This is a genomic window from Pseudomonas sp. MHK4 (assembly GCF_054600775.1).
This window is the reverse complement of the sequence record NZ_BAAIAK010000006.1, coordinates 26,512-49,327: the sequence shown is the minus strand read 5'-3', so window position 1 is coordinate 49,327 and position 22,816 is coordinate 26,512. Positions and strand designations below refer to the sequence as shown.

At 55.3% G+C, this 22,816-nt stretch carries 18 protein-coding genes and 1 tRNA gene; 11 read left to right on the top strand and 8 right to left on the bottom strand.

Features of this window, described 5'->3' with window-relative positions:
- The first annotated feature begins 328 nt into the window (after positions 1 to 328).
- From ACYP2Q_RS16700 to ACYP2Q_RS16660, 9 genes are all read left to right on the top strand, one after another.
- Positions 329 to 1,363 carry a quaternary amine ABC transporter ATP-binding protein gene (locus ACYP2Q_RS16700; protein WP_459731473.1) on the top strand — a complete coding sequence of 345 codons (1,035 nt, stop codon included), beginning with the start codon at positions 329 to 331 and terminating at the stop codon, positions 1,361 to 1,363.
- A gap of 46 nt (positions 1,364 to 1,409) precedes the next feature.
- Positions 1,410 to 2,363 (top strand): glycine betaine/L-proline ABC transporter permease ProW, encoded by a 954-nt coding sequence (gene proW, locus ACYP2Q_RS16695; RefSeq protein ID WP_459731471.1) that lies wholly within the window; start codon positions 1,410 to 1,412, stop codon positions 2,361 to 2,363.
- A gap of 41 nt (positions 2,364 to 2,404) precedes the next feature.
- Entirely contained in the window at positions 2,405 to 3,430 is a 1,026-nt protein-coding gene (gene proX, locus ACYP2Q_RS16690) for a glycine betaine/L-proline ABC transporter substrate-binding protein ProX (protein ID WP_459731469.1), read from the top strand.
- A gap of 89 nt (positions 3,431 to 3,519) precedes the next feature.
- The gene (locus ACYP2Q_RS16685; protein ID WP_459731468.1) at positions 3,520 to 4,590 is read left to right on the top strand and encodes a GlxA family transcriptional regulator; all 1,071 of its coding nucleotides are present in this window, start codon (positions 3,520 to 3,522) and stop codon (positions 4,588 to 4,590) included.
- A 180-nt stretch (positions 4,591 to 4,770) separates the two neighbouring features.
- Positions 4,771 to 6,087, top strand: coding sequence for an NAD(P)/FAD-dependent oxidoreductase (locus tag ACYP2Q_RS16680; RefSeq protein ID WP_459731467.1), 1,317 nt, complete (start codon positions 4,771 to 4,773; stop codon positions 6,085 to 6,087).
- Positions 6,088 to 6,168: 81 nt separating this feature from the next.
- On the top strand, positions 6,169 to 7,497 hold the full coding sequence (locus ACYP2Q_RS16675) for an MFS transporter (RefSeq protein WP_459731466.1): 1,329 nt from the start codon (positions 6,169 to 6,171) through the stop codon (positions 7,495 to 7,497).
- A gap of 36 nt (positions 7,498 to 7,533) precedes the next feature.
- Entirely contained in the window at positions 7,534 to 8,436 is a 903-nt protein-coding gene (locus ACYP2Q_RS16670) for a dihydrodipicolinate synthase family protein (protein ID WP_459731464.1), read from the top strand.
- Between the two features lies 1 nt (position 8,437).
- Positions 8,438 to 9,928 carry an aldehyde dehydrogenase gene (locus tag ACYP2Q_RS16665; protein WP_459731462.1) on the top strand — a complete coding sequence of 497 codons (1,491 nt, stop codon included), beginning with the start codon at positions 8,438 to 8,440 and terminating at the stop codon, positions 9,926 to 9,928.
- 186 nt (positions 9,929 to 10,114) lie between these two features.
- On the top strand, positions 10,115 to 11,128 hold the full coding sequence (locus ACYP2Q_RS16660) for a GlxA family transcriptional regulator (RefSeq protein ID WP_459731788.1): 1,014 nt from the start codon (positions 10,115 to 10,117) through the stop codon (positions 11,126 to 11,128).
- 513 nt (positions 11,129 to 11,641) lie between these two features.
- Here ACYP2Q_RS16660 and ACYP2Q_RS16655 read toward each other — a convergent pair.
- The 4 genes from ACYP2Q_RS16655 to tnpA form a co-directional block, all read right to left on the bottom strand.
- Positions 11,642 to 11,989, bottom strand: coding sequence for an ASCH domain-containing protein (locus tag ACYP2Q_RS16655; protein WP_459731787.1), 348 nt, complete (start codon positions 11,987 to 11,989; stop codon positions 11,642 to 11,644).
- 24 nt (positions 11,990 to 12,013) lie between these two features.
- Positions 12,014 to 13,570 carry an IS66 family transposase gene (gene tnpC / locus ACYP2Q_RS16650; protein ID WP_459731786.1) on the bottom strand — a complete coding sequence of 519 codons (1,557 nt, stop codon included), beginning with the start codon at positions 13,568 to 13,570 and terminating at the stop codon, positions 12,014 to 12,016.
- Between the two features lie 83 nt (positions 13,571 to 13,653).
- Positions 13,654 to 13,989: an IS66 family insertion sequence element accessory protein TnpB gene (tnpB, locus tag ACYP2Q_RS16645; RefSeq protein WP_459731461.1), complete on the bottom strand. Its 336-nt coding sequence runs from the start codon at positions 13,987 to 13,989 to the stop codon at positions 13,654 to 13,656.
- Entirely contained in the window at positions 13,986 to 14,318 is a 333-nt protein-coding gene (tnpA, locus tag ACYP2Q_RS16640) for an IS66-like element accessory protein TnpA (protein WP_459731460.1), read from the bottom strand. The genes tnpB and tnpA overlap by 4 nt, the downstream gene beginning before the upstream one ends.
- 246 nt (positions 14,319 to 14,564) lie before the next feature.
- On the opposite strand from tnpA, the gene ACYP2Q_RS16635 reads away from it, so the two are divergent.
- Together ACYP2Q_RS16635 and aspT are read left to right on the top strand one after the other, a co-directional pair.
- Positions 14,565 to 14,649, top strand: a tRNA-Leu gene (locus ACYP2Q_RS16635).
- Between the two features lie 672 nt (positions 14,650 to 15,321).
- A complete protein-coding gene (gene aspT, locus ACYP2Q_RS16630; protein WP_459731459.1) occupies positions 15,322 to 17,013 on the top strand; it encodes an aspartate-alanine antiporter in 1,692 nt (563 codons plus the stop codon).
- A gap of 9 nt (positions 17,014 to 17,022) precedes the next feature.
- Here the strand turns inward: aspT and ACYP2Q_RS16625 are convergent, their stop codons facing one another.
- From ACYP2Q_RS16625 to ACYP2Q_RS16610, 4 genes are read right to left on the bottom strand one after another with little or no spacing between them, the layout of a single operon-like run.
- Positions 17,023 to 19,119 (bottom strand): HlyD family efflux transporter periplasmic adaptor subunit, encoded by a 2,097-nt coding sequence (locus tag ACYP2Q_RS16625; protein ID WP_459731458.1) that lies wholly within the window; start codon positions 19,117 to 19,119, stop codon positions 17,023 to 17,025.
- Positions 19,119 to 20,465, bottom strand: coding sequence for an efflux RND transporter periplasmic adaptor subunit (locus ACYP2Q_RS16620; RefSeq protein ID WP_459731457.1), 1,347 nt, complete (start codon positions 20,463 to 20,465; stop codon positions 19,119 to 19,121). Before ACYP2Q_RS16620 ends, ACYP2Q_RS16625 begins: the two co-directional genes overlap by 1 nt.
- On the bottom strand, positions 20,462 to 21,265 hold the full coding sequence (locus ACYP2Q_RS16615; RefSeq protein WP_459731456.1) for an efflux RND transporter periplasmic adaptor subunit: 804 nt from the start codon (positions 21,263 to 21,265) through the stop codon (positions 20,462 to 20,464). The genes ACYP2Q_RS16620 and ACYP2Q_RS16615 overlap by 4 nt, the downstream gene beginning before the upstream one ends.
- The gene (locus ACYP2Q_RS16610) at positions 21,246 to 22,781 is read right to left on the bottom strand and encodes a TolC family protein (RefSeq protein WP_459731455.1); all 1,536 of its coding nucleotides are present in this window, start codon (positions 22,779 to 22,781) and stop codon (positions 21,246 to 21,248) included. Before ACYP2Q_RS16610 ends, ACYP2Q_RS16615 begins: the two co-directional genes overlap by 20 nt.
- Between the last annotated feature and the right edge of the window lie 35 nt (positions 22,782 to 22,816).

The following is a 22,816-nucleotide window of genomic DNA, read 5'->3' as shown; positions in this document are numbered from 1 at the left end:
CGGGGGAGGGTAACGGAACCGAGAAGGTAGAGCTACGTTGACGTCGCTGTCGGGATATCGGTTGTCGCTCGTAAGCGGTGCCTTCAGGCGTCCAAGCCAAGCCTTTCAACCTATAACCCGACGTTATCAAAATGTCCCTGTAAATGTAGTTGGATTTAGGGGGGGTATGCTAATAAATTTGAAACATCCCTTTTTCCTAGGGCCCCAAAAATAATAAAAGGAAGCCCGTCGTGACGACACATAATCATTACCGCTGCCGTTTAAGACTATTTCCATTCGTGTGCTCATCGCTTAAAGCGAGTTGTGCTCAAAAGAAAGGAGGCAAGGTATGAATAGCTCCGACGAGATCATTTGCGTTAAGAACGTCTTTAAGGTTTTTGGCAGCCAGCCAGATCTCGCGATGAAGATGCTCGCTGAAGGTGCGTCAAAAGCAGAAGTCTTCCAGAAAACAGGCCAGGCAATTGGTGTTTTTGATGCAAGCTTCGCTGTTCGTCGAGGCGAGATCTTCGTTATTATGGGTTTGTCGGGTTCTGGCAAATCAACGATGGTTAGATTGTTCAATCGTTTGATAGAGCCAACTTCTGGATCCATATTTCTTAACGGCAAAGAAATAACTGGATTAGCTGACAAAGATTTACTCCAAGTCAGAAGGAAAGACATGGGAATGGTCTTCCAATCCTTTGCCCTCATGCCTCATATGAGTGTGATTGACAACGTCAGTTTTGGCTTGGAAATCAGTGGTGTCAAAGAAAAAGAGCGGTATAGCCGTGCAATGGTCGCTTTACAGCAAGTAGGGCTCGCAGGTCAGGAGTACAGCTATCCTCATCAATTGTCCGGCGGCATGCAGCAGCGCGTCGGCCTGGCCAGAGCGTTGGCTAACGATCCCGCAATTTTGCTCATGGATGAAGCGTTCTCCGCCCTAGACCCGATGATTCGCAGCGAAATGCAGGGCGAATTGATCAAGCTCCAGGCCGAGCAGGACAGGACAATCATCTTCATTTCCCACGATATTGAAGAGGCTGTTCGGATCGGTCACCGAATCGCGATCATGGAAGGAGGACGGGTTGTGCAAATTGGCACGCCTCGTGAGCTTCTCTGTAATCCGGTAAACAAATACGTTCGAGATTTCTTCAATGGATTCGATGCCAGTCGGATTCTAAGGGCGGGGGACATAGCCCAGCAGGACTCAAGCGTCGCATATGAGCCTGGACGTCAAACTCCCATTAAAGCAGAGTCTTCTTTAAGAGAAATTCTCCATATCGTCGCTGCCTCGGCAACTCCTATTCCGGTTGTAGACGAGATTGGGCTCTACAAAGGCTCAATTTCGCAAGGCCATCTTCTGAGCTGCCTGCATAACAGTTAAATTCAATAATCAGAATGCTAAGTAGTTCTGATGGCGAGGAAGAATCATGTCGGACTTCAATTTTTTAGACCCCTTCCAAAGCTTTACTATCCCATTGGGGGCATGGGTTGAAACAGCGCTGAAGTATTTGGTGCATAACTTTAGGGAAGTATTCAGGTCAATTCGATGGCCGGTAGATCAGGTGCTGGATGGCGTACAGTGGGGATTGCTCTCTGTGCCACCTGTAGTTTTCATTATTGTTGCTGGTTTAATTAGTTGGCAGATCGGTGGTAAGCGGATTGGTATTTTTAGTGTAGCAACTTTGACGGGGCTTGGGTTAATAGGCGTATGGAACGATTCCATGGTAACGCTAGCGTTGGTACTTACATCGCTCTTGTTCTGTGCCGTTATCGGTATACCCCTCGGCATCCTGTGCGCGCGAAGTGATCGAACGGAAATGATCGTCCGCCCAGTGCTGGATGCTATGCAAACGCTACCCGCCTTTGTTTATCTGGTGCCGGTAGTGATGCTGTTCGGGATTGGCAATGTGCCTGGGGTGATTGTCACGATCATCTTCTCGGTTGCTCCGTTGGTGCGGTTGACCAATTTGGGAATACGGCAGGTTCCGGCAGACAAGGTTGAGGCTGCTCGCGCTTTTGGTTGCACGGCCACCCAGATGCTCATGAAGGTTCAATTGCCCCTTGCTGCTCCTACGATGATGGCTGGCCTGAACCAGACACTGATGCTCTCCCTATCGATGGTGGTTGTTGCGTCGATGATTTCGGTAGGTGGACTTGGATTGATGGTATTGAGCGGTATCGGCCGTTTGGATATGGGCCTCGCGAGCGTGGGTGGGGCCGGTTTGGTACTCCTGGCGGTTTTTCTCGATCGACTCACTCAAGCCATGGGTGAACGAAGCAGTGATCTGACATCGGGCCAGCGCTGGTATGAAACCGGGCCTTTGGGTCTTGTTATGAAACTGAAGAAAAAAAAGAACATTACACGTCCCGTGACTAATTAAGCTTTCCTGCTCACCTATTAAAATTTTAAGCGTGGTGAAATATGAAACTTGCAAGCATTAAAAAAACAGTAATTGCGGGTCTAGTTGCTTCAGCGTTTGGCGCGATTATTTCCTCGGCTAGCTTTGCTGCTGATGCAAATAAGCCGGGGGATGATGTTTCTATCACTCCTATTTTTCCTTCTATCGCTGAAGAACGTTTTCGTGGCGAGATTGCAATCGCCGGGCTTAAGGAACTTGGCTATGACGTGAAGCAGCCGAAGGAGGTTGATTATCCAGCAATGTTCCTAGCCTTGTCGTATGGAGATGCAGATTTCACGGTGCATGAGTGGGAAAATCTGCACGCAGCCTTTTATGAAAAAGGCGGTGGTGACGACTCGATGGTCAAAGTTGGGCAGGTAATGAAAGGTGTCCTGCAAGGTTATATGATCGATAAGAAAACTGCCGATGCTTATAACATCAAAGATCTGTCGGATTTGAAGAAGCCGGAAATTGCGAAACTCTTCGACAGCAATGGTGACGGCAAGGCGGATTTAACCGGTTGTAACCCTGGTTGGGGCTGTGAAGTCATGGTTGAACATCACATGAAAGCTTACGGTTTGGCACCGACCGTGGTTGATAACCGCGGTTCTTACTTCGCGTTAATGGCGGATACAATTGCGAGATTCCAGCAAGGTAAGCCTGTTCTGTATTTCACATGGGTGCCTCAGTGGATCGCAAGTGTGCTTGTGGAAGGGCGTGATGTTGTTTGGCTTCCTGTTCCGTTTACATCGCTGCCAGATGGAAAAGAAAGCAAAGATACTTTTTATCAAGGGAAAAATCTCGGTTTCCCGGTTGATACCGTTAACGCTGTGATGAATAAAGAGTTTGCAGAAAAAAATCCCGTTGCTCGTAAGTTCCTGTCTGAAGTTAAAATTTCGACTGACGATGAAAGTGCACAAAATCTTCGCATGCAGAAGGGTGAAAAGTCCCTTGCTGACATCAAACGACATGCGGCTGAGTGGATCAAAGCTCACCAGGCGGAATACGACGGTTGGTTGGCTGACGCAAGAGCTGCAGCCAAGAAGTAGTAGTTGAATCAAAGAATGCGGCTGGAGCTTATTTCGGCCGCTCTAAGCAAGTGTGTTTGCTTTACGTAAAAAGTTACCAGGTGGCAATGATGGACACATTCCAAAGCACGTTGAAATTCCAGAATATAGGTTTTCGACAATCTACAGATTCAATTGGTCATGAAAAATTGGTGCGGGTGGCATTCATTCTACTTGATCATTTTTCGTTGACCTCGCTATCTACGGCGATGGATGCTCTGGCCACAGGTAACTTGATTAACTGCAATACGATTTACAAGGTTTCTACTTATTCGCTCCAAGGCGGATTGGTCGAGAGTGATATCGGTGTACCGCTTTCATCGGAAAAATTGCTGGTTGAAAAAATCAACCACGACGCGGTGATTGTTGTGGGTGGCCAAAGAGTAAGGTTGTCCTCCAATCCATTGCTTCGGCGAGTATTGAAAAAAGCTGCTGCAGGCAAAGGAGTTGTTGGCGGTGTCTGGAATGCTGCGTTTTATTTAGCAGATGCAGGTCTGCTCGATGATCAGGGTTCTGCTTGTCACACCGATAGTTGCGCCTTGATGAATGAGTATTTTCCTCAGGTGAAAATATCTGATGCGGATTTTATATGTGAGCGTCGTCGCGCTACCTGCTCTGGCGCGTCTTCCGCGCTAGATATGACCCTGTCTATCATGCAGGAGCTTGGCTGTCGTAGTGACGCTGATCTGGTTAATGAAATCAAACGCGTGCATCAGCCAAAGCAGGTTCAGCAAGGCGAAGCAGACCCATGTGCGGCGATTTTGCCTAGATCTATTCCTCGGCCGCTCAATATGGCGCTCACCCTCATGGAAAACCATATTGAAGAACCGATGGAGATTGAGGATATCGCAAGTCATGTGGGTGTTTCGCGTCGACAACTTGAAAGAAGGTTCGCCCGGTACCTGAATGCCGCTCCTAACAGATATTATCTTGAATTAAGATTGACCCGCGCCAGGCAACTGATTGTTCAAAGTAATCGGTCATTGACAGATGTAGCGCTTGCAACAGGTTTCGTAAGTTATCCCCATTTCTACAAGCGCTTCAAAGATTTGTTTGGCCTGCCTCCAATGACGTTTCGGGATAATTACTATTCCAATGACTATGGAAGCGCAGAGCGTTATGCCATAGCAGCAAATTTTTAACGGACGTCTATAGCACTCGAAGTAGTCGCTATGGTTGTCGATATTAAACGTCATGACACCGGTTCGGGTGTTATGAGGACGGCACAGTATTGTCGTCGTTTAGGTTTTTTTTAGCGCCATTCCACGCGTTTTCTTCGTGTTGGGTACGGTAGGCAATTTAACAATAAACGGTTTAACACTATGAAAGTTACCTCGTTACCCGCCGATGATAAGAGCTGTGGTTGGTTCCATTTGAGCTACCCTCGTCAGCCGAAACCTGCGCACCAGGGGCATCGCTCAGCTAGGTGGGTAATTATCGGTGCCGGGTTCACTGGACTGGCAGCCGCGCGTCAACTCGCACTGAATTTTCCTAATGACGAGGTGGTGCTCGTTGAAGCGCAAGAGGTCGGCTTAGGGCCATCGGGACGAAACGCTGGTTTTGCAATTGATCTGCCCCATGACATCGGAGCCGATGACTATATCGGTGATATTGCTCTCGCCAGAACTGCTTTAAAGCTCAATCTGGCAGGTCAGTCGATTTTACGAGATCTGGTGGACAAATACAGCATTGATTGTCAGATGAAGGCGTGCGGTAAGTATCAAGCAGCTGTGGAAGACCGTGGTATTGCAGTGCTCGAAGCTTACAGACGAGGACTTGATAAGCTTGATCAACCCTATGAAATGATTAACGAAAAAGACTTGCCAAATCACCTCGGAACTCATTTTTATCGCAAGGCGCTGTACACCCCAGGTGCAATTTTGCTTCAACCATCCGCGTTGGTGAAGGGACTGGCAGACAGCTTGCCTTCCAACGTTACGCTGTATGAGCGAACTCCTATTCTTGAAGTGGAATATGGCGCCAAGACGACCTTGATACATGCCAATGGAAGTATTACCGCCGATAAGCTTATTTTGGCTAACAATTCTTTCGGCATGCGTTTTGGTTTTTTGCAAGGCCGTATGTTGCCTATCTACACCTATGGCAGCATCACTCGACCGCTCACGGAAGAAGAGCAGGTTCTTTTAGGCGGGAAACCTTTTTGGGGAGCTATCCCAGCAGATCCATTCGGAACTACGGTAAGGCGTACACCTGATAACCGGATATTGATTCGAAACAGCTTTAGCTTTAACCCAGATGGGCGCAGCAACGAAAAGTATAACGAACGATTTGTGCGTCGCCATAAAGCCTCTTTCGATAAACGATTTCCTATGCTACCGAATGTGAATTTCGAGTACACGTGGGGCGGGGCACTAGCTATGTCAAGAAACCATAATGGCTTCTTTGGCGAGTTAGCACCGAATGTTTATGGTGCTCTGGGCTGCAATGGACTTGGTGTTACACGCGGTACGGTCACCGGGAAACTCTTGGCTGATTGGTTAGCGGGCGAACGCGGCGGACTGATTGAGTATTTGCTGAAAGCCCCTGGGCCTAACAGTAATCCGCCGGAGCCGTTTTTGTCGCTGGGAGTCAACATGAACCTCAAATGGGGACAGTATCGCGCCGGCCGCGAAAGCTAAGTAAATCTGAGCCCTCGGTTCAGCTAAGCAATACTTGTTAATGCAATTAGCTTTTCGATGTATTGATTATAAGGATAAGAGATGAAGAACGTTGGTGTTTCAATTGAGGATGTCCCTCTTAACAGCTTTCATCGTCTGCTGACGATTCGTTCGGCAGGTGGTTCCTTTGTAGACGGGTATGTCCTCAGTATCATCGGCGTCGCATTGATACACATGTCGAAGTCGCTTGCCCTTGATGATTTTTGGGAGGGGATGATTGCCGCTTCCGCGTTGATTGGGATTTTTTTTGGTGGTTTCTTGGGTGGGTGGCTTACCGATGTAATGGGGCGTAAGCGTCTCCTGTTCGTAGGGCCAACGATTTTCATCGTCGCGTCGTTAGCTCAATATTGGGTTGAGTCGGCTGTCGTACTTTTCTTTTTAAGGCTGTTGCTTGGAGTCGCGGTGGGTATCGAGTACCCCGTAGCGACTTCGCTACTCGTAGAGTTTCTCCCCAAAAAGTATCGTGGCCCAAGATTGGCGATGCTGACGATTCTTTGGTTCGCCGGCGCCGCAATGGCCTATATCGTCGGCGAGATCATGTTCAAATTCTGGGGTTCCGATGCCTGGCGCCTTGTGTTGGCCAGCGCCTCGATCATAGGAGCTATGCTTTTCATCGTTCGTATTGGCACGCCGGAGTCGCCACGCTGGCTGTTAAACAAAGGACGAACTGCAGAAGCTGAGACCATCATCAAAAAGGTTTACGGCAACGATTTTTCCCTGGCGAACCTTCCGGAGCAGCCAACTGGAGACAAGATCACGATCTTCAATCTTGTCCACTCGGGATACGGCAAGCGAATGCTCTTTGTTGTGATTTTCTGGACGTGTTCTGTAGTTCCGTTGTTTGCCGTTTACGCATTCGCTCCCAAGGTATTGGCGGCGTTGAATCTCCAGGGAGACTGGGCATCGTTAGGTTCGGTTGCGATTACGCTGTTTTTTGTAGTTGGGTGCGTGATCTCGACCAGAATAATTAATGTGATTGGGCGCCGAAATCTTCTGATCTATAGCTTTCTTTGTTCCGGGCTTGCGTTGCTGGGATTGGCTATCGGTCATGCCGGCCCAAGTATCATGGTGTTGTTCTTTTTCATTGTTTACGCCCTATTCATTGGCGGCGCTCAAGTGCTCACATTGGTTTATCCAAACGAGCTATTCCCAACGGAAATTCGCGCATTTGCTGTCGGAGTAGGGACTTCGCTCTCCCGAATCGGAGCAGCAGCGGGGACTTATCTAGTACCGATTTCACTGAGCAAGCTGGGTATTGCCGAAACGATGTATGTGGCTGCCGCAGTTACCTTGGTCGGACTAGTGTTGTCCTGGGTTCTTGCGCCTGAAACTCGATCCTTGAATTTGCAACAAGCTGCATCACTGACTTAACAGTTTTATATTTTGGAAACCACTGGAGGAAACATTATGAACTTCGACGGCATTTTCACCCCTGCCATTACTCCGTTGTCTTCGGATGGCCAAATTGATTTTTCTGCCTTTGGCGAGGTCATCGAATACCTGGTCGAATCCAAGGTTCACGGTATTATCATCGGTGGCTCGACTGGCGAGTATTACGCTCACACGGCAGCCGAACGTGTAGAGATTGCACAGTGTGCAAAAGATGTCCTCAAAGGTCGTCTGCCTTTGGTTGTAGGTACTGGCGGAATTCGCACCGAGGACTCCGTCTACTTTGCTGAAAAAGCGAAGGAGCTTGAGGCTGATGCCCTCTTGGTGGGGTCTCCGCCCTATGCTTTGCCTACCCAGAAAGAAATCGCTACCCATGTCTTGGCTGTAGATAAAGCTGCTGGTCTTCCTATCATGCTTTATAACTACCCAGCCCGGATGGGCGTCGCCATGGAAGATGAGTTCTTCGAAGCTGTTGCTCAGTGCAAAAATATCCTCGCCATCAAAGAAAGCTCCGGCGAGATGAATCGCCTTCATCGCCTGGCCCATTCGCATCCATCTATCCAGATTTCTTGTGGTTGGGATGATCAAGCTTTGGAATTCTTCGCTTGGGGTGCTCGCAGCTGGGTCTGCGCGGGTTCGAATTTCATTCCCCGCGAACACGTGGCGCTCTATGAAGCTTGCGTCATTGAAAAAGACTTCGCCAAAGGTCGCCGCATCATGTCGGCAATGCTCCCGCTGATGGACTTCCTGGAAGGTGGCAAGTTTGTACAATCCATCAAGTACGGCAGTGAGCTGAACGGATTGCGTACTGGTGGTGTGCGGGCTCCGCTGCAGCCTTTGGAGGAATCCGAGAAGCAAGAGCTGAAAGAAGTTATTCGCACCCTCAAACAGAACGTAGCCCAGATCGTAGGGGAGGCATGAAATGGCAGACCTACTGAGCAAAGAGGCATATCGCGACCTGGCAGGTAAGCTGGAGTTTCGTAATCAAGCCTTTATCAACGGCAAGTTTTGCAATGCTCAATCAGGCAAAACATTCACCACGACCAATCCGGCCACAGGTGATGTGTTAGCTGAAATTGCTGCCTGTGAGTCTGAAGATGTGGACGTGGCTGTTGCGGCCGCCAAAGAGGCTTTTGAGGATGCTCGTTGGCATTCTCTTTCGCCTTCCGCGCGCAAATCAGTACTGCTGCGTTTCGCTCAATTGCTCGAAGATAACTCGCACGAATTGGCGCTGCTCGAAAGCCTGGATAGCGGCAAGCCTATCCGTGAATGTCAGAACATCGACATTCCCGAGACGATTCATACCCTGCGCTGGCATGCTGAACTGATCGACAAAATCTACGATGCGACAGCACCGGTAGGTTCGGGAGCGGTCACGATGGTCGTGCGTGAGCCCATTGGTGTTGTCGGTCTTGTTCTGCCTTGGAATTTCCCGCTTCTGATGCTTGCCTGGAAGATCGGCCCGTCTTTGGCTGCAGGCTGCTCGATTGTGGTGAAGCCTGCTAAAGAAACCACCCTGAGCACGCTCCGCGTTGCAGAGCTGGCTTTCCAGGCGGGTATACCTGCTGGCGTTTTCAACGTGATCCCTGGTGGCGGCAAAGATGCTGGCGAGCCTTTGGGCCGGCATTCGGATGTGGCAATGGTCAGCTTCACAGGCTCTACGGACACTGGGCGGTTGTTTCTCAAATACTCCAGTGAGTCGAACCTCAAACGCATCGTTCTTGAGTGCGGAGGCAAAAACCCTGCAGTAGTGATGGACGATGTCGAAGACATTGATCTCGTCGCCCAGCATGTGGTGAATGGTGCTTTCTGGAACATGGGTGAGAACTGCTCTGCATCCTCTCGGTTGATCGTTCATAGCGATATCAAGGACGAATTGTTGAAGCGGATCCAGGTTCATCTGGGTGACTGGCAAATGGGTGATCCACTCGACCCTGAAAATCGTCTCGGCTCCATGATCAGCAAGGCTCACTTTGAAAAAGTGCGCTCCTACATCGAGCACGCCAAGGACGAAAAGCTGGATGTTCTGGTAGGTGGGAGTACCTCGCAGAATATCTTCGTGGAACCGACCATCGTTGATGGGGTAGGGCGTGAGAGCCGGTTGTTCCAGGAAGAAATCTTTGGCCCGGTTTTAAGCGTGACGACGTTCAAGTCCGTGGATGAAGCGATCGACTTGGCCAACGACACTGCTTATGGGTTGGCAGCGTCCGCATATACCGGGAATCTGCGCAACGCGTTGAAGCTTTCGCGTGGTATTCGTGCCGGCATCGTGACCGTGAACTGCTTCGGTGAGGGCGATGCATCCACGCCTTTTGGCGGCTACAAAGAGTCTGGCTTCGGTGGTCGAGACAAGTCCATCTGGGCTCATGATCAGTACACCGAGCTGAAGACCATCTGGATCGATGCGTCCTGATTGAGCTGATTGGTCTGATCTAGCGATCGCCCCAACCGCAATGGTCGGGGCGATCTTCATAGCGCTATAGACGGGGCCATCCTGGCCAAAAAATGTGTTCGTTTTAAGTAGTGGGATTTACGGTGGCGGCCCATTTTTTTGCGGCTCGATTTTATCGTTTTGGCTTCTAAGAAAAGGTGGCTTGAAGTGATAGAGCAGCGAAGTTTTTGCGGAACAATCAAAGGGAAAAATCTCCGCTATCTCAAAGACGAGAAACCGACAAAGGTTTCTCGCTCGGGTGTAGGTTTTATCCTCCTTGATCATTTTTCTCTTCCATCGTTTACCAATGCGTTGGATGCTCTCGTAACAGCGAATTTATTGAAGCCTGAGCTGTACAGCACTTGCTCGTTTACTCTCGATGGTCAGGAGGTGATGAGCGACCTGGGCATCATCATCCGTCCCGATCAAGATCTTGCGTCTTATCCACTAAGCGAGCTGAAGCTGTTGGTCGTTTGTGGCGGGCTTCGAACTCCGCTACGCGACAATGCTCCGCTGCGCGCCTTGCTCAAAAAAGCGGCCGAAAGAGGAGTCGCGTTAGCGGGTCTTTGGAATGGTGCTTGGTTCTTGGGGCAAGCTGGATTACTGGATGCCTACCGCTGTGCCATTCACCCGGAACATCGGCCAGCGCTTGCAGAGGCTGCTCAGCATAGCCAGGTCACGAGTGAGAGCTTCATGGTTGATCGCGATCGATACACAGCGGCAAGCCCCAGTGGCGCATTCCATATGGTCTTGGATTGGATTGGCCAGACTCATGGAGGAGGACTTGTGGATGGCATTTCCGACATTCTGGAATTCGATGCCTCACGATACCGACGCGTGAATCCCACGCTACATATCAAGATGGCAGCGCCATTGAGAGAGATCGTCAAATTGATGGAGGCGAATCTCGAAGAGCCCTTGGATCTTGAGCAGATGTGCGGCTGGGTCAACCTGTCGAGACGTCAGATCGAACGGCTATTCAGGGCACAGCTTGGTACGACCCCACTGCGTTACTACCTCGAACTTCGGATAACTGAAGCACGCCGGTTGCTGCAACATTCCAGGCTCACGATTGTTCAGGTCGCGGTGGCTTGTGGATTTGTTTCACCGAGCCATTTCAGCAAATGTTACACAGCTTATTTTGGATACGCGCCTTCCCGAGAGACCAGAATGGAGTTTTGAATGGCGATGTCCTTTTTCATATTCGCGCTATGACTGTGCTCCAGTTGTGAGTGACTGATACGCTGGTAGGCGTTAGATGTTGCGAGCTTTCAAACAGACAGTTTGGGCAACCTGGTTGGCTCCACGGAGGTGAGGTGAAGGACAACAAACACAGGCTTTACGAAGAGCTGAAGTAACAGATTTTAACGATGGATCTACAGCCTGATATCTGGTGCTCCTGTTGCTTGAACAAGAGGCATCGTCCTGCAAGTCTTCGTGGATTTTTCCTCCAGCATCGCTACCAGGTTCGTGTACACCGACAGGGCTTCGTCGCGAATCATCGGATTTTTTTTAGTGCGTTTGTCGTAAGCGCCCAGCTTAATCCTGTGGTCTCGCCCCTTGATTTTGTGCACCACAAAAAAGGTTTTACCGCCTGCTTTGGTGACCCGGATCGCCAGGCCTTTGTTTTCCGTGTCCTACACCAGGATGTCGGATTTGCCTGTAAGCGTCTGCCCAACACATCTTGCTCAATGTTCAGCGTCTGTCTGGGAGTTGGAAATCTACCTCGTAGATACCCCGTGCCGCACGGATGGTCACAGGGTGTGTGACTGGCCTTACGTCACTCAACTCCCATGCAAGCCAGCCATCCTCAAAATAGCTTGCACAGGCCGCTTGCATGTCAGCGAGGATGAAGGGGCGCACGGCTTTCACGCGCACAATTGCGACGGCAATACCGTCATCGTCTTCGTCCCCATCGTTATGGAGAAATCGCTCGTTTTCCACAATCAGGAGATCCTCGGAAGGATCTAAGTCTGGATGCCAACGACGGACTTCGAGGATTTTCTCGCCAGAAGCGATTCGGCCGCCACTGGGCCGTACAATTGATAAAGCCTTTATGGTTCTCTCCTAAAAATTAGACGCTTGGAAAATAGTCGCCTCGATAGGATTCCACTTATGCGGCAGAAGCTCGGCGATCTCACTCGCCCGCTGCGTCGGCAGGCGTGTAAGAACCTCCTTCAGGTATGCATACGGATCATGCCCATTGAGCCGCGCAGACTGGATCAAACTCATGATCGCCGCCGCACGTTTACCGCTACGTAACGAGCCAGCGAACAGCCAGTTCGAGCGCCCAAGAGCCCACGGCCGGATTTGATTCTCGCACCAGTTGTTATCGATGGGCACAGCACCGTCATCGAGATAGCGCGTCAGCGCTATCCAGCGCTTGAGGCTGTAATCCAACGCCTTGGCGATGGCCGATCCCTCAGGCACAACCTGCCTCTGGGCGATCATCCAGGTATGAAGTGCGTCGATGATCGGCGCTGCTTTTTCCTGCCGTATTCGCTGCCGGACACCCGGTTCCAGCTCGCGGACTTCTCGTTCAACTTCATACAAGGCCGCGATGTAGTGCAGCGCTTTTTCAGCGATCTGGCTCTTGTTGGTCGCGTGCAAGTCGAAGAACTTTCGGCGTGCATGGGCCATGCAGCCGATTTCTGTAACGCCCAGTTCAAAGCCTGCCTTGTAGCCAGCGAAGTCATCGCAGACCAGCTTCCCGTTCCAGTGGCCGAGGAAATTTCGAGCATGTTCGCCAGCACGGCTCGGGCTGAAGTCGTAAACGACCGCCGCCAGATCGGAGAACTGACTGGTGGCATAGGCCCAGACGTAAGCGCGATGAGTTTTCTTCGCGCCAGGCGTCAGCATTTGTACCGGCGTTTCGTCAGCGTGGACGACGCCGTGCGTCAGCACGGCTTCGCGCAGCGCATCAACCAGCGGTTGAAGTTGCACGCCGCAGTTGCCCACCCACTGCGCCAAGGTCGAACGGGCGATGGGCAGCCCGGCGCGGCCAAAGATTTTCTCTTGGCGATACAGCGGCAGATGGTCGGCGAACTTGGCCACCATGATGTGGGCCAGCAGGCCCGCTGTTGGGATGCCTTTGTCGATGACGTGCGCCGGCACCGGCGCCTGGATCAGCGTTTCGCACTGTTCGCAGGCCCACTTTCCACGGATGTGGCGCTCGACGGTGAACACGCCGGGCGTGTAGTCGAGCTTTTCGCTGGCATCTTCGCCGATGCGCTTGAGGGCGCAGCCGCATGGACAGTGGCTGTTGTCCGGTTCGTGATGGATCAGCGTGCGAGGAAACTGCGGTGGCAGCGGTGCGCGCTTGGGTTGCTGGCGCACTTTGGCTTCGACAGGTGCCGGTTGCAGCGCCTCAAGTTCGGCTTCGATAGCTGCGATATCCGTATCGATCAAATCGTCGAGCAGGCTGGTTTGATCCGGGCTCAACTGCTCGCTGCGCTTGGCAAACTTGAAGCGTTTGAGCAGTGCGATCTCGTGGGCCAGTTTCTCGTTGACCGACTTGTGATGAGTGATTTGCTTGTCCATCGTCTCGACGCGCTGGATCAACTGCGCCGCCAAGGCGCGCAGTTCTTCAGGGTTTAATTGATCGAGATTCGAATGCGAAGTCATACCGCCGATTTTGCCAGAGAGGGCTAGTGGCGGCGATAGACGGATGGGCCAATTGCGCTGGCAAGCGCGCCATGGCAGACGAGTTAGAGCACCGTGATGGCTCCTCCGGAACCGACGCGTTGCCAAGGTAAACCGAGCACTAAGGCTTGAAGTTGCTCTGCATCCAACTCAACTCCAGAACCGTGCCGCACGCCTGGCCAAAAGAAACGACCTTGATTCAAGCGCCGGGAAGCCAACCAAATCCCCACACCGTCATGCACCAGCACTTTCATACGATTGGCGCGGCGGTTGGCGAACAGATAAGCACAGTGCGGCTTCGCCGCACCGAACACCGCGACAACTCGCGCCAGCGCGGTTTCAGTGCCGGCGCGCATGTCCATGGGCTCGATGGCGAGCCAGATGGTGTCGATGCGGATCATCGCAGCAGGTCTCGCAGGAAAGCGGAACATGTCGCTGCATTTTCTGCTGGCCAGCTCACCACGACTACGCCTTTTGAATGAGGCACTTCGATTCGAATCGTGGCCGGAAGAACTTGAGGGACCGCTGTCGAAGACAATGCCTTGACCGGAATAAAGGCAGTTTGCAGTGCCAGGTTTTTCTGCCCATGCACCCGAATCCATTTATGGACGAGGTTGGCATTGAGGTTGTGGGTCAAGGCGACATTGGCAATCGAGGTGTCAGCCTGCGCACACTCGGCGATGACCTGGGCCTTAAAGGACTTGGAATAGGAACGGCGTTCTTGTGGCATGGGCGTCCGCTTAAAAAGGCTAAAAATGGTGTCCACTTAAATTTAGGTGGACACCATCGCCTTAAGCGATGGCATCAGGAAGGTGTGTTGCCCGGACGGTTACATTTGCCTTTCGGGCACGTCAGGTCGTCCAGCGCGGACTTGGTAAAATTGATTTTCATGGCCATAACTGGTGCCTCATTTCCTAAGTGATTGATTCTGGATTTGTTTTGGGGTTAAATCAGCGCCTGCTTTTGCATTTCCCATGCCCCGATGGTGAAATTGGTAGACACATCAGACTTAAAATCTGCCGCCGCAGGGCGTGCCGGTTCGATTCCGGCTCGGGGCACCATCTCGCTTCATCTTGCTCCATCAAAAAACACCCCTATCTGTCACTAGCGTCTACCGAGACCCTGGTGTTTTTTGCTGTCTACGATTTGGTATCCGGCACCTTAAATTCGGCAGCCGGCTTCGGCACCATATAAATCAAATGCTTACGTGCTATGTAGGCGTAAGGCATTTCCGGCGAATTAGAGTTGTCAATCACCGGTCAATCACCATCGGCTATCTCCTTTCGGACAGCCGGCCGTTTGCAGATGCGATGCTGCGGTGAATTGATACGCCCGGATTTCTCGAGCGGACTGTGGCCCAATTGCCAAAATACCCAGTCCCTTGGCAAAAAAAGACGCCAGCCTTACTGCCTAGTTGCCTTGGACGTAGGGAGCTTGCCTTTTGCGAGCGGCCGAGTGGAAACACTCCGCTCCGGCCATATTTGTCAATGACTTAGCCCAATCTGAAAAGATTGGGCTTTTTCATTTATGGTCTAGGGGTAAACGTGGGGGTAAACATCCTCCACCCTTATTCACTGTCGGTTTTGAACGCGACAGTGGTGTCTTATAACGCTCCTTGTCGTCCTGCAAGCCCTTGTCTAGCCTGTAAGTCTGGGCTGCCCTTTACATAAGTGGTGGACCGCACCCGCGCAAGAATCGAAGGAAATTTGAGGGCCATCGAAGGGAGTTCGCACATGCTTGAGTTTCTGCTTCATGCCTTGCGTACCAATCCGGAAATTGCGGTGTTCCTGGCCATCGCACTGGGCGTATTCATCGGTCGCATTCATATCGGCAGTTTTCACCTGGGGTCGGTGGCGGGCGCTCTCTTGATGGGACTGTTGATCGGCCAGATCGGCCTGGAAGTACCGACTGGTTTGAAGTCGGTATTTTTTGTGATGTTCATCTACGCCGTCGGCTTCAAGAGTGGGCCAGAGTTCTTCGGCAGTCTCAACCGCGGCACGTTGAAGCTGGTGGTGCTGAGCGTAGTGCTGTGCGCAACCGCGCTGGGCTCGATTTTGTTGATGAACGCGATATTCGACTTCGATGCCGGTTTCACCGCCGGGCTCGGTGCCGGTGCGCTCACCGACACGGCGATCATGGGCACCGCCACCAGTTCTATCAATCAGCTGGCGATCGATGCCGCGGCCAAGGCACAGCTCAACAGCCATATGGCGATTGCCTATGCCATCACCTACCTGTTCGGCACCATCGGCTTGATCGTGTTTGTCGGCAGCATCGCGCCGAAGCTGCTAGGCGTGGATCTGCGAGCTTCGGCGCGGGAACTGGAGCTGGAACTGGGCATTGCCAAGGACGAGGACTCGATCACCGTACCCTACACACGCATGGTGGTGCGCGCGCACCAGGTGGTGGGCAGCAGTGCCGCAAATGGACTGAGCATTGCCGACTTTGAAAAAATGTACGAGTCTCTGACCATCGAACGGGTAGTGCGCGATGGTCTGATTATCGAGCGTGATGAAAGTTTGACCCTCAAGGCCGGCGACATCGTCGGAGTCTACGCCTTGCGTGAAGTCGTCGGCCCGCTGTCGCAGTGGGTGGGGCCGGAGATCGACCATGCCGAATCCCTTTCGTTTCCGACCCGCGAGGTCGATATTGTCCTGACTTCACCGGAGTTTGCCGGCAAGACCATTCACCAGGCCAAATCCCGGTTGGAAAATACTCGGCGCCTTGGCTGCTTTATCATCTCCATTACCCGCCAGGGCTACGAATTGCCGTTGCTGCCCAATACCGTGTTGCGTCGGGGCGACGTGCTTAAGCTGACTGGCCGCACCGCCAGCGTCGAGGCACTGGCCAAGCGCTTGGGGCGGATTCGTGAGAGCAACTACAAAAGCGATATTGCCGTGCATACGCTGGGGATGGTACTGGGCTCATTGCTGGGGTTGTTGTCCACGCATGTAGGGATGATCCCGGTGGAACTCGGCATCGGCGGTGGCGTGTTGGTCGCCGCGCTGTTTATTGGCTGGTACAACTCGCGCCACCCGGAAATCGGCGCATTGCCGCCGGCCGCGCAATGGGCGTTCTCCGAGTTCGGCTTGACCGCCTTCGGTGCGGTCGTCGGTTTGCTCGCAGGCCCGGCGGCGTTCGCCGCCATGCGCGAGCAGGGCCTGGCACTGCTGTTGTCTGGCGCTGTGGTGACGATTGTGCCGCCGCTGGTAGCCCTGTACTTTGGCCGTTACATCCTGCGCCTGCACCCGATGATCCTGTTCGGCGCCCTGGCCGGGGCGCAGACCGAGGCGGCGTCGATGAACAAGATCATCGAGCAGTCCGGCAGCAACACCCCGGTGATCGGCTTTACCGTCTGCTACGCGATTTCCAACGTGCTGCTGGCGGTGTGCGGGCCGATTATCGTGTTTGTGGTGGCCGGCTGAAGCGCTGGCCTAGAAGCCACTCTCGCGCATGAACACCGCCATCACATGGGTGGCGCCGTCGGCCAGCAGGCTGCGGCGCTCGCCTTCGATTTTCAGGTGACCACGGGTTTCGCGCAGCGCCGGCAAGGGTTCGTCGAGCTGGATCAAGACCTGGAACAGCGCCGCACTGGGAATCAGCGAGTGTTCTGCGTTCGTGGTCGGCACTGGCCCGCCATAGCGCGAAGACAGCATGCGGTGAGACAGCTGGCTGGCCCGGGTACTGCCGATCTGCAGCACATGCCCGCCAAGCGGCGTAGTCTGGCCGTCCGGGTAGAAACGCACGCGATCGCCGGTAGCCAGGCGGTGCACCTGATCCTGGGCGACATAGGCATCCACCTGCCAGCTACGCGGATCGATCAGGATGCCCATGGGCTCCTGACGACCGATCCACTGGCCGGCTTTCCAGTCCGGATTGACGTCCAGCCAGACGCCGGCGAAGGGTGTCTGCAGATTGAGCCGGGCGATTTCCGAACGGGCGGCCCGGGCTTCCTCGAATTGCACGTTGAGGCGCTGGCGGGTCACCGCATCTTCAGCGAGGCCGCCGGGATCGGCCAGCAGCCCTGACAATCGGGCTTCGTAGCTGCGCGCGTTGGCTTCACTGCTGCGCAGGCGTGAGGCGATGTCCGGCTCGTCGAGCACCATCAGGGTTTCCCCGGCCTCGACCACACCTTCGGGATGGATTGATTGCAGGCGCGCCGGGTACGGCGCGTAGACCCGCAACTGTTGCTCGGCGCGGGCCACGCCCACGGCGTCGATCTGGCTGCGCCAAGGCATCGCCAGGGCGATGAGCAACAGTGCCAGCACCCCGTAGAACAGCGCTTTGCGCTGGCGCGGTACGCCCGCGCGATGTTGCCACCAGTGATTGAGTTCGCGCACCACCGGCATGGCGATAAACCAGGACAGTTCGACCATGAACAAAATGATCCCTAACAGTTTGAAGAAGAACAGGTAGACCGCCAGGGCAATCCCCAGGAACAGCACCAGGCGATACAGCCAGGTCACGATGGCAAAGGTCACCAGCAGCCGCCGTTGCCCGGTGGGAAAGGTTTCCGGCCAGGGCTCCTGCAACCCCAGCAGGTTGCGCCGCAAGGTGACGCGCGCCAGCGCCGAGGAGCGCTCGTGCAGGTTGGGGAAGTCGAGCAGGTCGGAGAGGATGAAATAACCATCGAATCGCATGAACGGACTGGCGTTAAGGGCCAGCGACAGCAGCCAGCTGGTGGTCGCCAGGTAGAGCAAGGCGTTGCGCAGGGCGCCCGGATCGCAGATGGCCCAACCCAGGGTCGAGAGCCCGGCCAGGGACAGTTCGGTGACGATGCCAGCCGAGGCGATGGCCAGGCGTTGTCGCGAACGGCTGAGCTTCCAGCTCTCGCCGGTGTCGGTGTAGAGCATCGGCCACAGCACTACGAAGGCGATGCCCATGTGCCCGACGCGCAACCCCAGCCGCGTCGCCACCAGGGCGTGTCCCAGTTCATGCAGGGTTTTCGCGACGATCAGCGCCAGGGCAAAACTGAACAGGCCCTCGGTGGAAAATGACTCGACCACCGCATGGGTGAACACGTCCCACTGCTGCAGGACCAGAATCACCCCCAGCAGGCTCAAACCGAACACCAACAGGCCGGTGAGCGGATGGAACAGCCAGCCGAGCATCCGGGCCAGGCGTTGCAGCGGTTGTTGCGGGTGCAGCAGTGGTATGCGGAAAAACAGGTAGTGATGCAACCACCAGCGCCAGCTCAGCCAGCTGCCTTGTTCGCCCTTGGCTTTCAAACGTTCCAGGGCTTGGGGGCCGGAGCGCAGCAACTGGTGCTGTTCGAGAAACTGGCGGAAGTCGAGGACCTGTTCGACCGCAGGCTTGAGCGCTGTGACTTCGGCAATTTGTTCGCTGATCTGCCGTGGTGACTGGCCCCAGCGCAGCAGGCACTCGAACTCCAGCCAGCCAATGCGGTAGAAGCGGTTGATCACCGTGTCCTGGATGACCCAGGCCGGTTCGCCGTCGCTGCCATCGGCCGCTTCGCTCAGGCGCAGGTCTTCACGCAGGGGCGGCAGGGGCAGGTCTGCGGGGTCGTTCATCACCAGCCACTCCACGCCCGCAGCGTCGCCAGCGGCCTTCGCAGTAAGTAATAACCGAGCATTACCCGCCCGCCATAGAGCTTGGCGGTGCCGTGCAGGCCGAGGCGCGCATGTGCAGGCGCACCTTCAATACTGGCCAGCAGGCGGTAGGCGACCACACCTTCATCGCTGGGACGCGCCTGGTAGCTGGTTTCGAGGATCTTGCCCTTGAGCGGTGTCAGCGGGTAGGCGGTGAGGAACAGGGTCACTTCGGCACCGGGTTCCAGGGCGATTGCGTCCGCCACCGCCAGCTGGATCAACATGGCCGGCTGGCTCGGATCGGCCACCTGCATGATGCGCTCGCCAGTCACTACCGGCTTGCCCAGCCAGTCGTTGGGATCACTGAATACCGCCACGCCGGCCCGCGGTGACAGTACCTGGGTACGCTTGAGCTGGGCCTGAACCGCGGCCAGTTCCGCCCGGCGTTGTTGCGCGCGGCCTTCGAGCAGGGTCAGTTCGTTCTTGCTCTGGGGGTTGTCGAAGGCCCGCTGGCTGGCGGCGAGCAGCTCGGCGTCAGCCACCATGACTTCCTTGCCCAGGACCTCGGCGCGACTGCGCAACGTTGTTTCGTCGAGGACGAACAGCGGCGTGCCTGCATCCACTGGCTGGTTGGGGCGAACCTGGATCTGTTCGATCACCCCGTCGATGGGCGAGCTGATGATCTGTGCCTGGCGCGAGACGATCTCCGTCGGCGCCAGGGCAGTTTGCCTCACGGGGAGCAAGAGCAGGGCGCCCAGCACGATCAGGCCCAACAGCAGTTGCTTGCGATTGGGCCACCAGCGACCCAGGCGCCGGCGCCGGCTCAGCGCCGCCCAGCAGTAGCCCCAGGTGTTGACCAGGCCCTTGAGGTGCGGCCAGAAAATCGCCGGCGGCTCCTGTTCCAGCAGCAGGATCAGCAGGCCGAGCCGTTGCCCGCCACGGTCCTCGACCGGCACGCACCACAAGCCCGCCGGCCACCACTCGTTCCAGCCTTCGGCTATTTCCTCGGGTGCGCTGACCTTGTCCTGGCTCAGCCACACCGGCTCGCCTGCGGGCACTTGAGCCGCCAGCCAGCGACTGGCACGCCGCAGCCAGACCAGATAAGGCGAATCCTCGCTGGGCCGCGCCAGGCCGGAGACGTTCAGCAGCTCCAGTGACGAATCGCGCTGGGCAAACACCAGGGCCTGGTGAAACGGCAGCAGCGGGTACAGGTCGTTGGCCATGCTGAAGGCCAGGGCGGGCAGGGTTTCGGCCGCCATGGCCTTGTCACGCAGGGCATCGAGTTGCAGCAGCAGATTAGGGTGCGGCAGTGGCTCGTTCATGGTCATGGCTGAGCACTTTTCTGCTGCGCCGTTTCCTCGTTGAACCGTGCGGTGCCGCTCATGCCGGCCATCAGGTCGGGGTATTTTTCGTCGAGGCGGGCTTCGAGCTCGACCGTCTGGGCGACGGCATCGACCCGGGAGTTAATGGCGCTGACATGGGCCGGGTAGGTTTTCCCGGTTTCATGGATGCTGACTTGCAACGGCAGGCCGGGCTTGAGGGATTTGAGGAGGTTGGACGGTACGTTCAGGCGTACTTTCAGGGCGCCGTCGCTGACCAGGTCGAACAAGGGCGTGCCGGCGGTAACGGTCTGGTAAGGCTTGACGTAGACCTTGGCGATGCGCCCGGAGAACGGCGCCAGCACCTGGCAGTAACCGCTCTGTGCCACGCCCATGGCCCGGGCGCCCTCGGCCTTCTGCACTTCGGTATTGGCCGTGGACACTTCGATGTCGCCCACGGCGTTGAGCTGGCGCAGTTGCTTCTTGGCTTCAAGGTTCTGTTTGGCCATGGCCAGTTCGGCCACGGCCACCTTGCTGCGGGCTTCGGCCTCGTTGCAGTTGAAGCGCGCCAGCACCGCGTTTTTGCCGACATGTTCGGCGAAGCCGGTCTTCAGCTCGCCGAGGGTGCCGGCCATCTGGCTCGACAGGGTGGTTTCCAGTTCCGCGGCCAACAGCACGCGAATGGCACTGGCACCTTCCATTGAGGGGGCCATTGAAGGGGCCGACGGTGTGTCGTCGGCGTTGACGGGCAGGATCAGGCAGGCCAACAACAGGGCCCCGCAACGGGACTCAAGGGCGGTTTTGCGCATTCGGCGTTCCTTGCTGAGAGATGAGCAGGCGTTGCTGTTCTTGTTCGTTCAAGGTGCGCTGGATTTCCCGGGCCAGGGTCTTGACGTCGTGTTTTTCGATTTCCGTGGGCAGCACGTCCAGGCCGACCGAGTTGTACAAGCGACCCCATGCCGCCTGGGCACTGGAGAACGCCGCTTCGCGCTGATAACGCGAGAGCAGGTAACGACCTTCGGAGCGAATCACTTCAAGCTCGGAACCCAGCGCGCCGGTCTTGGCCGCAGTGGCATAGTCGAGCAGGCTGCGATCGACCCGCAGGCTTTCTTCGGTGAACTCGACTTCCTGGCGCGCCAGTTGATAACGCAGGGTGCCGACCCGCACCTGGGTGAGGATCGCCATGGACAGCGCCACGCGGCGGGTATCGTCGGTTTCGCTCTGGGACTTCTGGGCGGCATTGAGCGACGGCAGTTGCAACAGGCGCAGCAGGTTCATCGAGACTTGCAGGCCGGTGGCGTTCCAGTCGTTGTTGTACAGGTACTTGTTGGAGTCGTAGCGGTAGCCGAAGTCGACACTGACGTTGGGCCACAGCTGCGCCTTGGCGATGTCCAGGTCTTTCTGGTTGACCCGCTTGCGGTACCACTCTTCCATGATTTCCGGGCGATGCTCGAGCGACAGCTGCTCCAGCTGCGCCATGCTCTGGCGCACTTGCGGCAATGGCGGGTCCGGCATGTCGGCGAGGACCATTTTCGCCCCCGGTGGCAGCGACATCAGCGCGGACAGCTCGGCCTGGGCGAACTCCAGGTCCTGGCGGCGCACGGTCAACAGGTAGATCGAGTCCAGCAGGGCACGCTGATAGGCGAGGATTTCCTGGCGCGGCAACAGGCCACGGGTCTCGGCTTCCCGGGCCGAGGTCAGGGCGGTGTGAGTGCGCATCAGCAGCTTGTCCACTTCCGGCAGCAGGCGCTGGGCGCCCAGGGCGCGCCAATAGGCGTTGCGCACATCCTGCAGGACGTTCTGCGCGACTTTGCGCCGGCGCTCTTCGGCCATGAGGATCTGGTCGGACTTCTGCTGGGTGCGGTAGTAGGCCACGCCGAAGTCCAGCAGGCTCCAGCTCATGCCAAGGCCATACAACTCGCGATAGCGCTCTTCGGAGGTGGATGCGCGCAAGCTGACCTGACGGTCTTCGATGCCGATCGAGGTACCGCCGGAGTCATTGTTGCGTCCGGCATAACCGGCCGAGGCCACCAGGCGCGGCAGCATTTCATGGCTGGAGACGTCGCGCAGGTCCGACGCCAGGGCGCTTTCCATCAGCTTGAGGCGGTAGTCGAGGTTGTATTTCAACGCCCGGGCTGCCGCTTCGTAGAAGGTGATCGGTGCGGTCACCGGTTCCTGGCCGGAATACATGCGCGTCTGGTCGGCGATGATCCGCTGGCGGTTCTCTTCGTCAGTGGCGGGCTTGGGCTCCAGCGACGAACAGGCACTGAGCAGCAGGGCAGAGGCGATGGCGGTACTGAGAAACCGGGTCGCATTTGTTGGCATGTTCAATCCTTTATGCTCTTCGTATCGATTCTGTT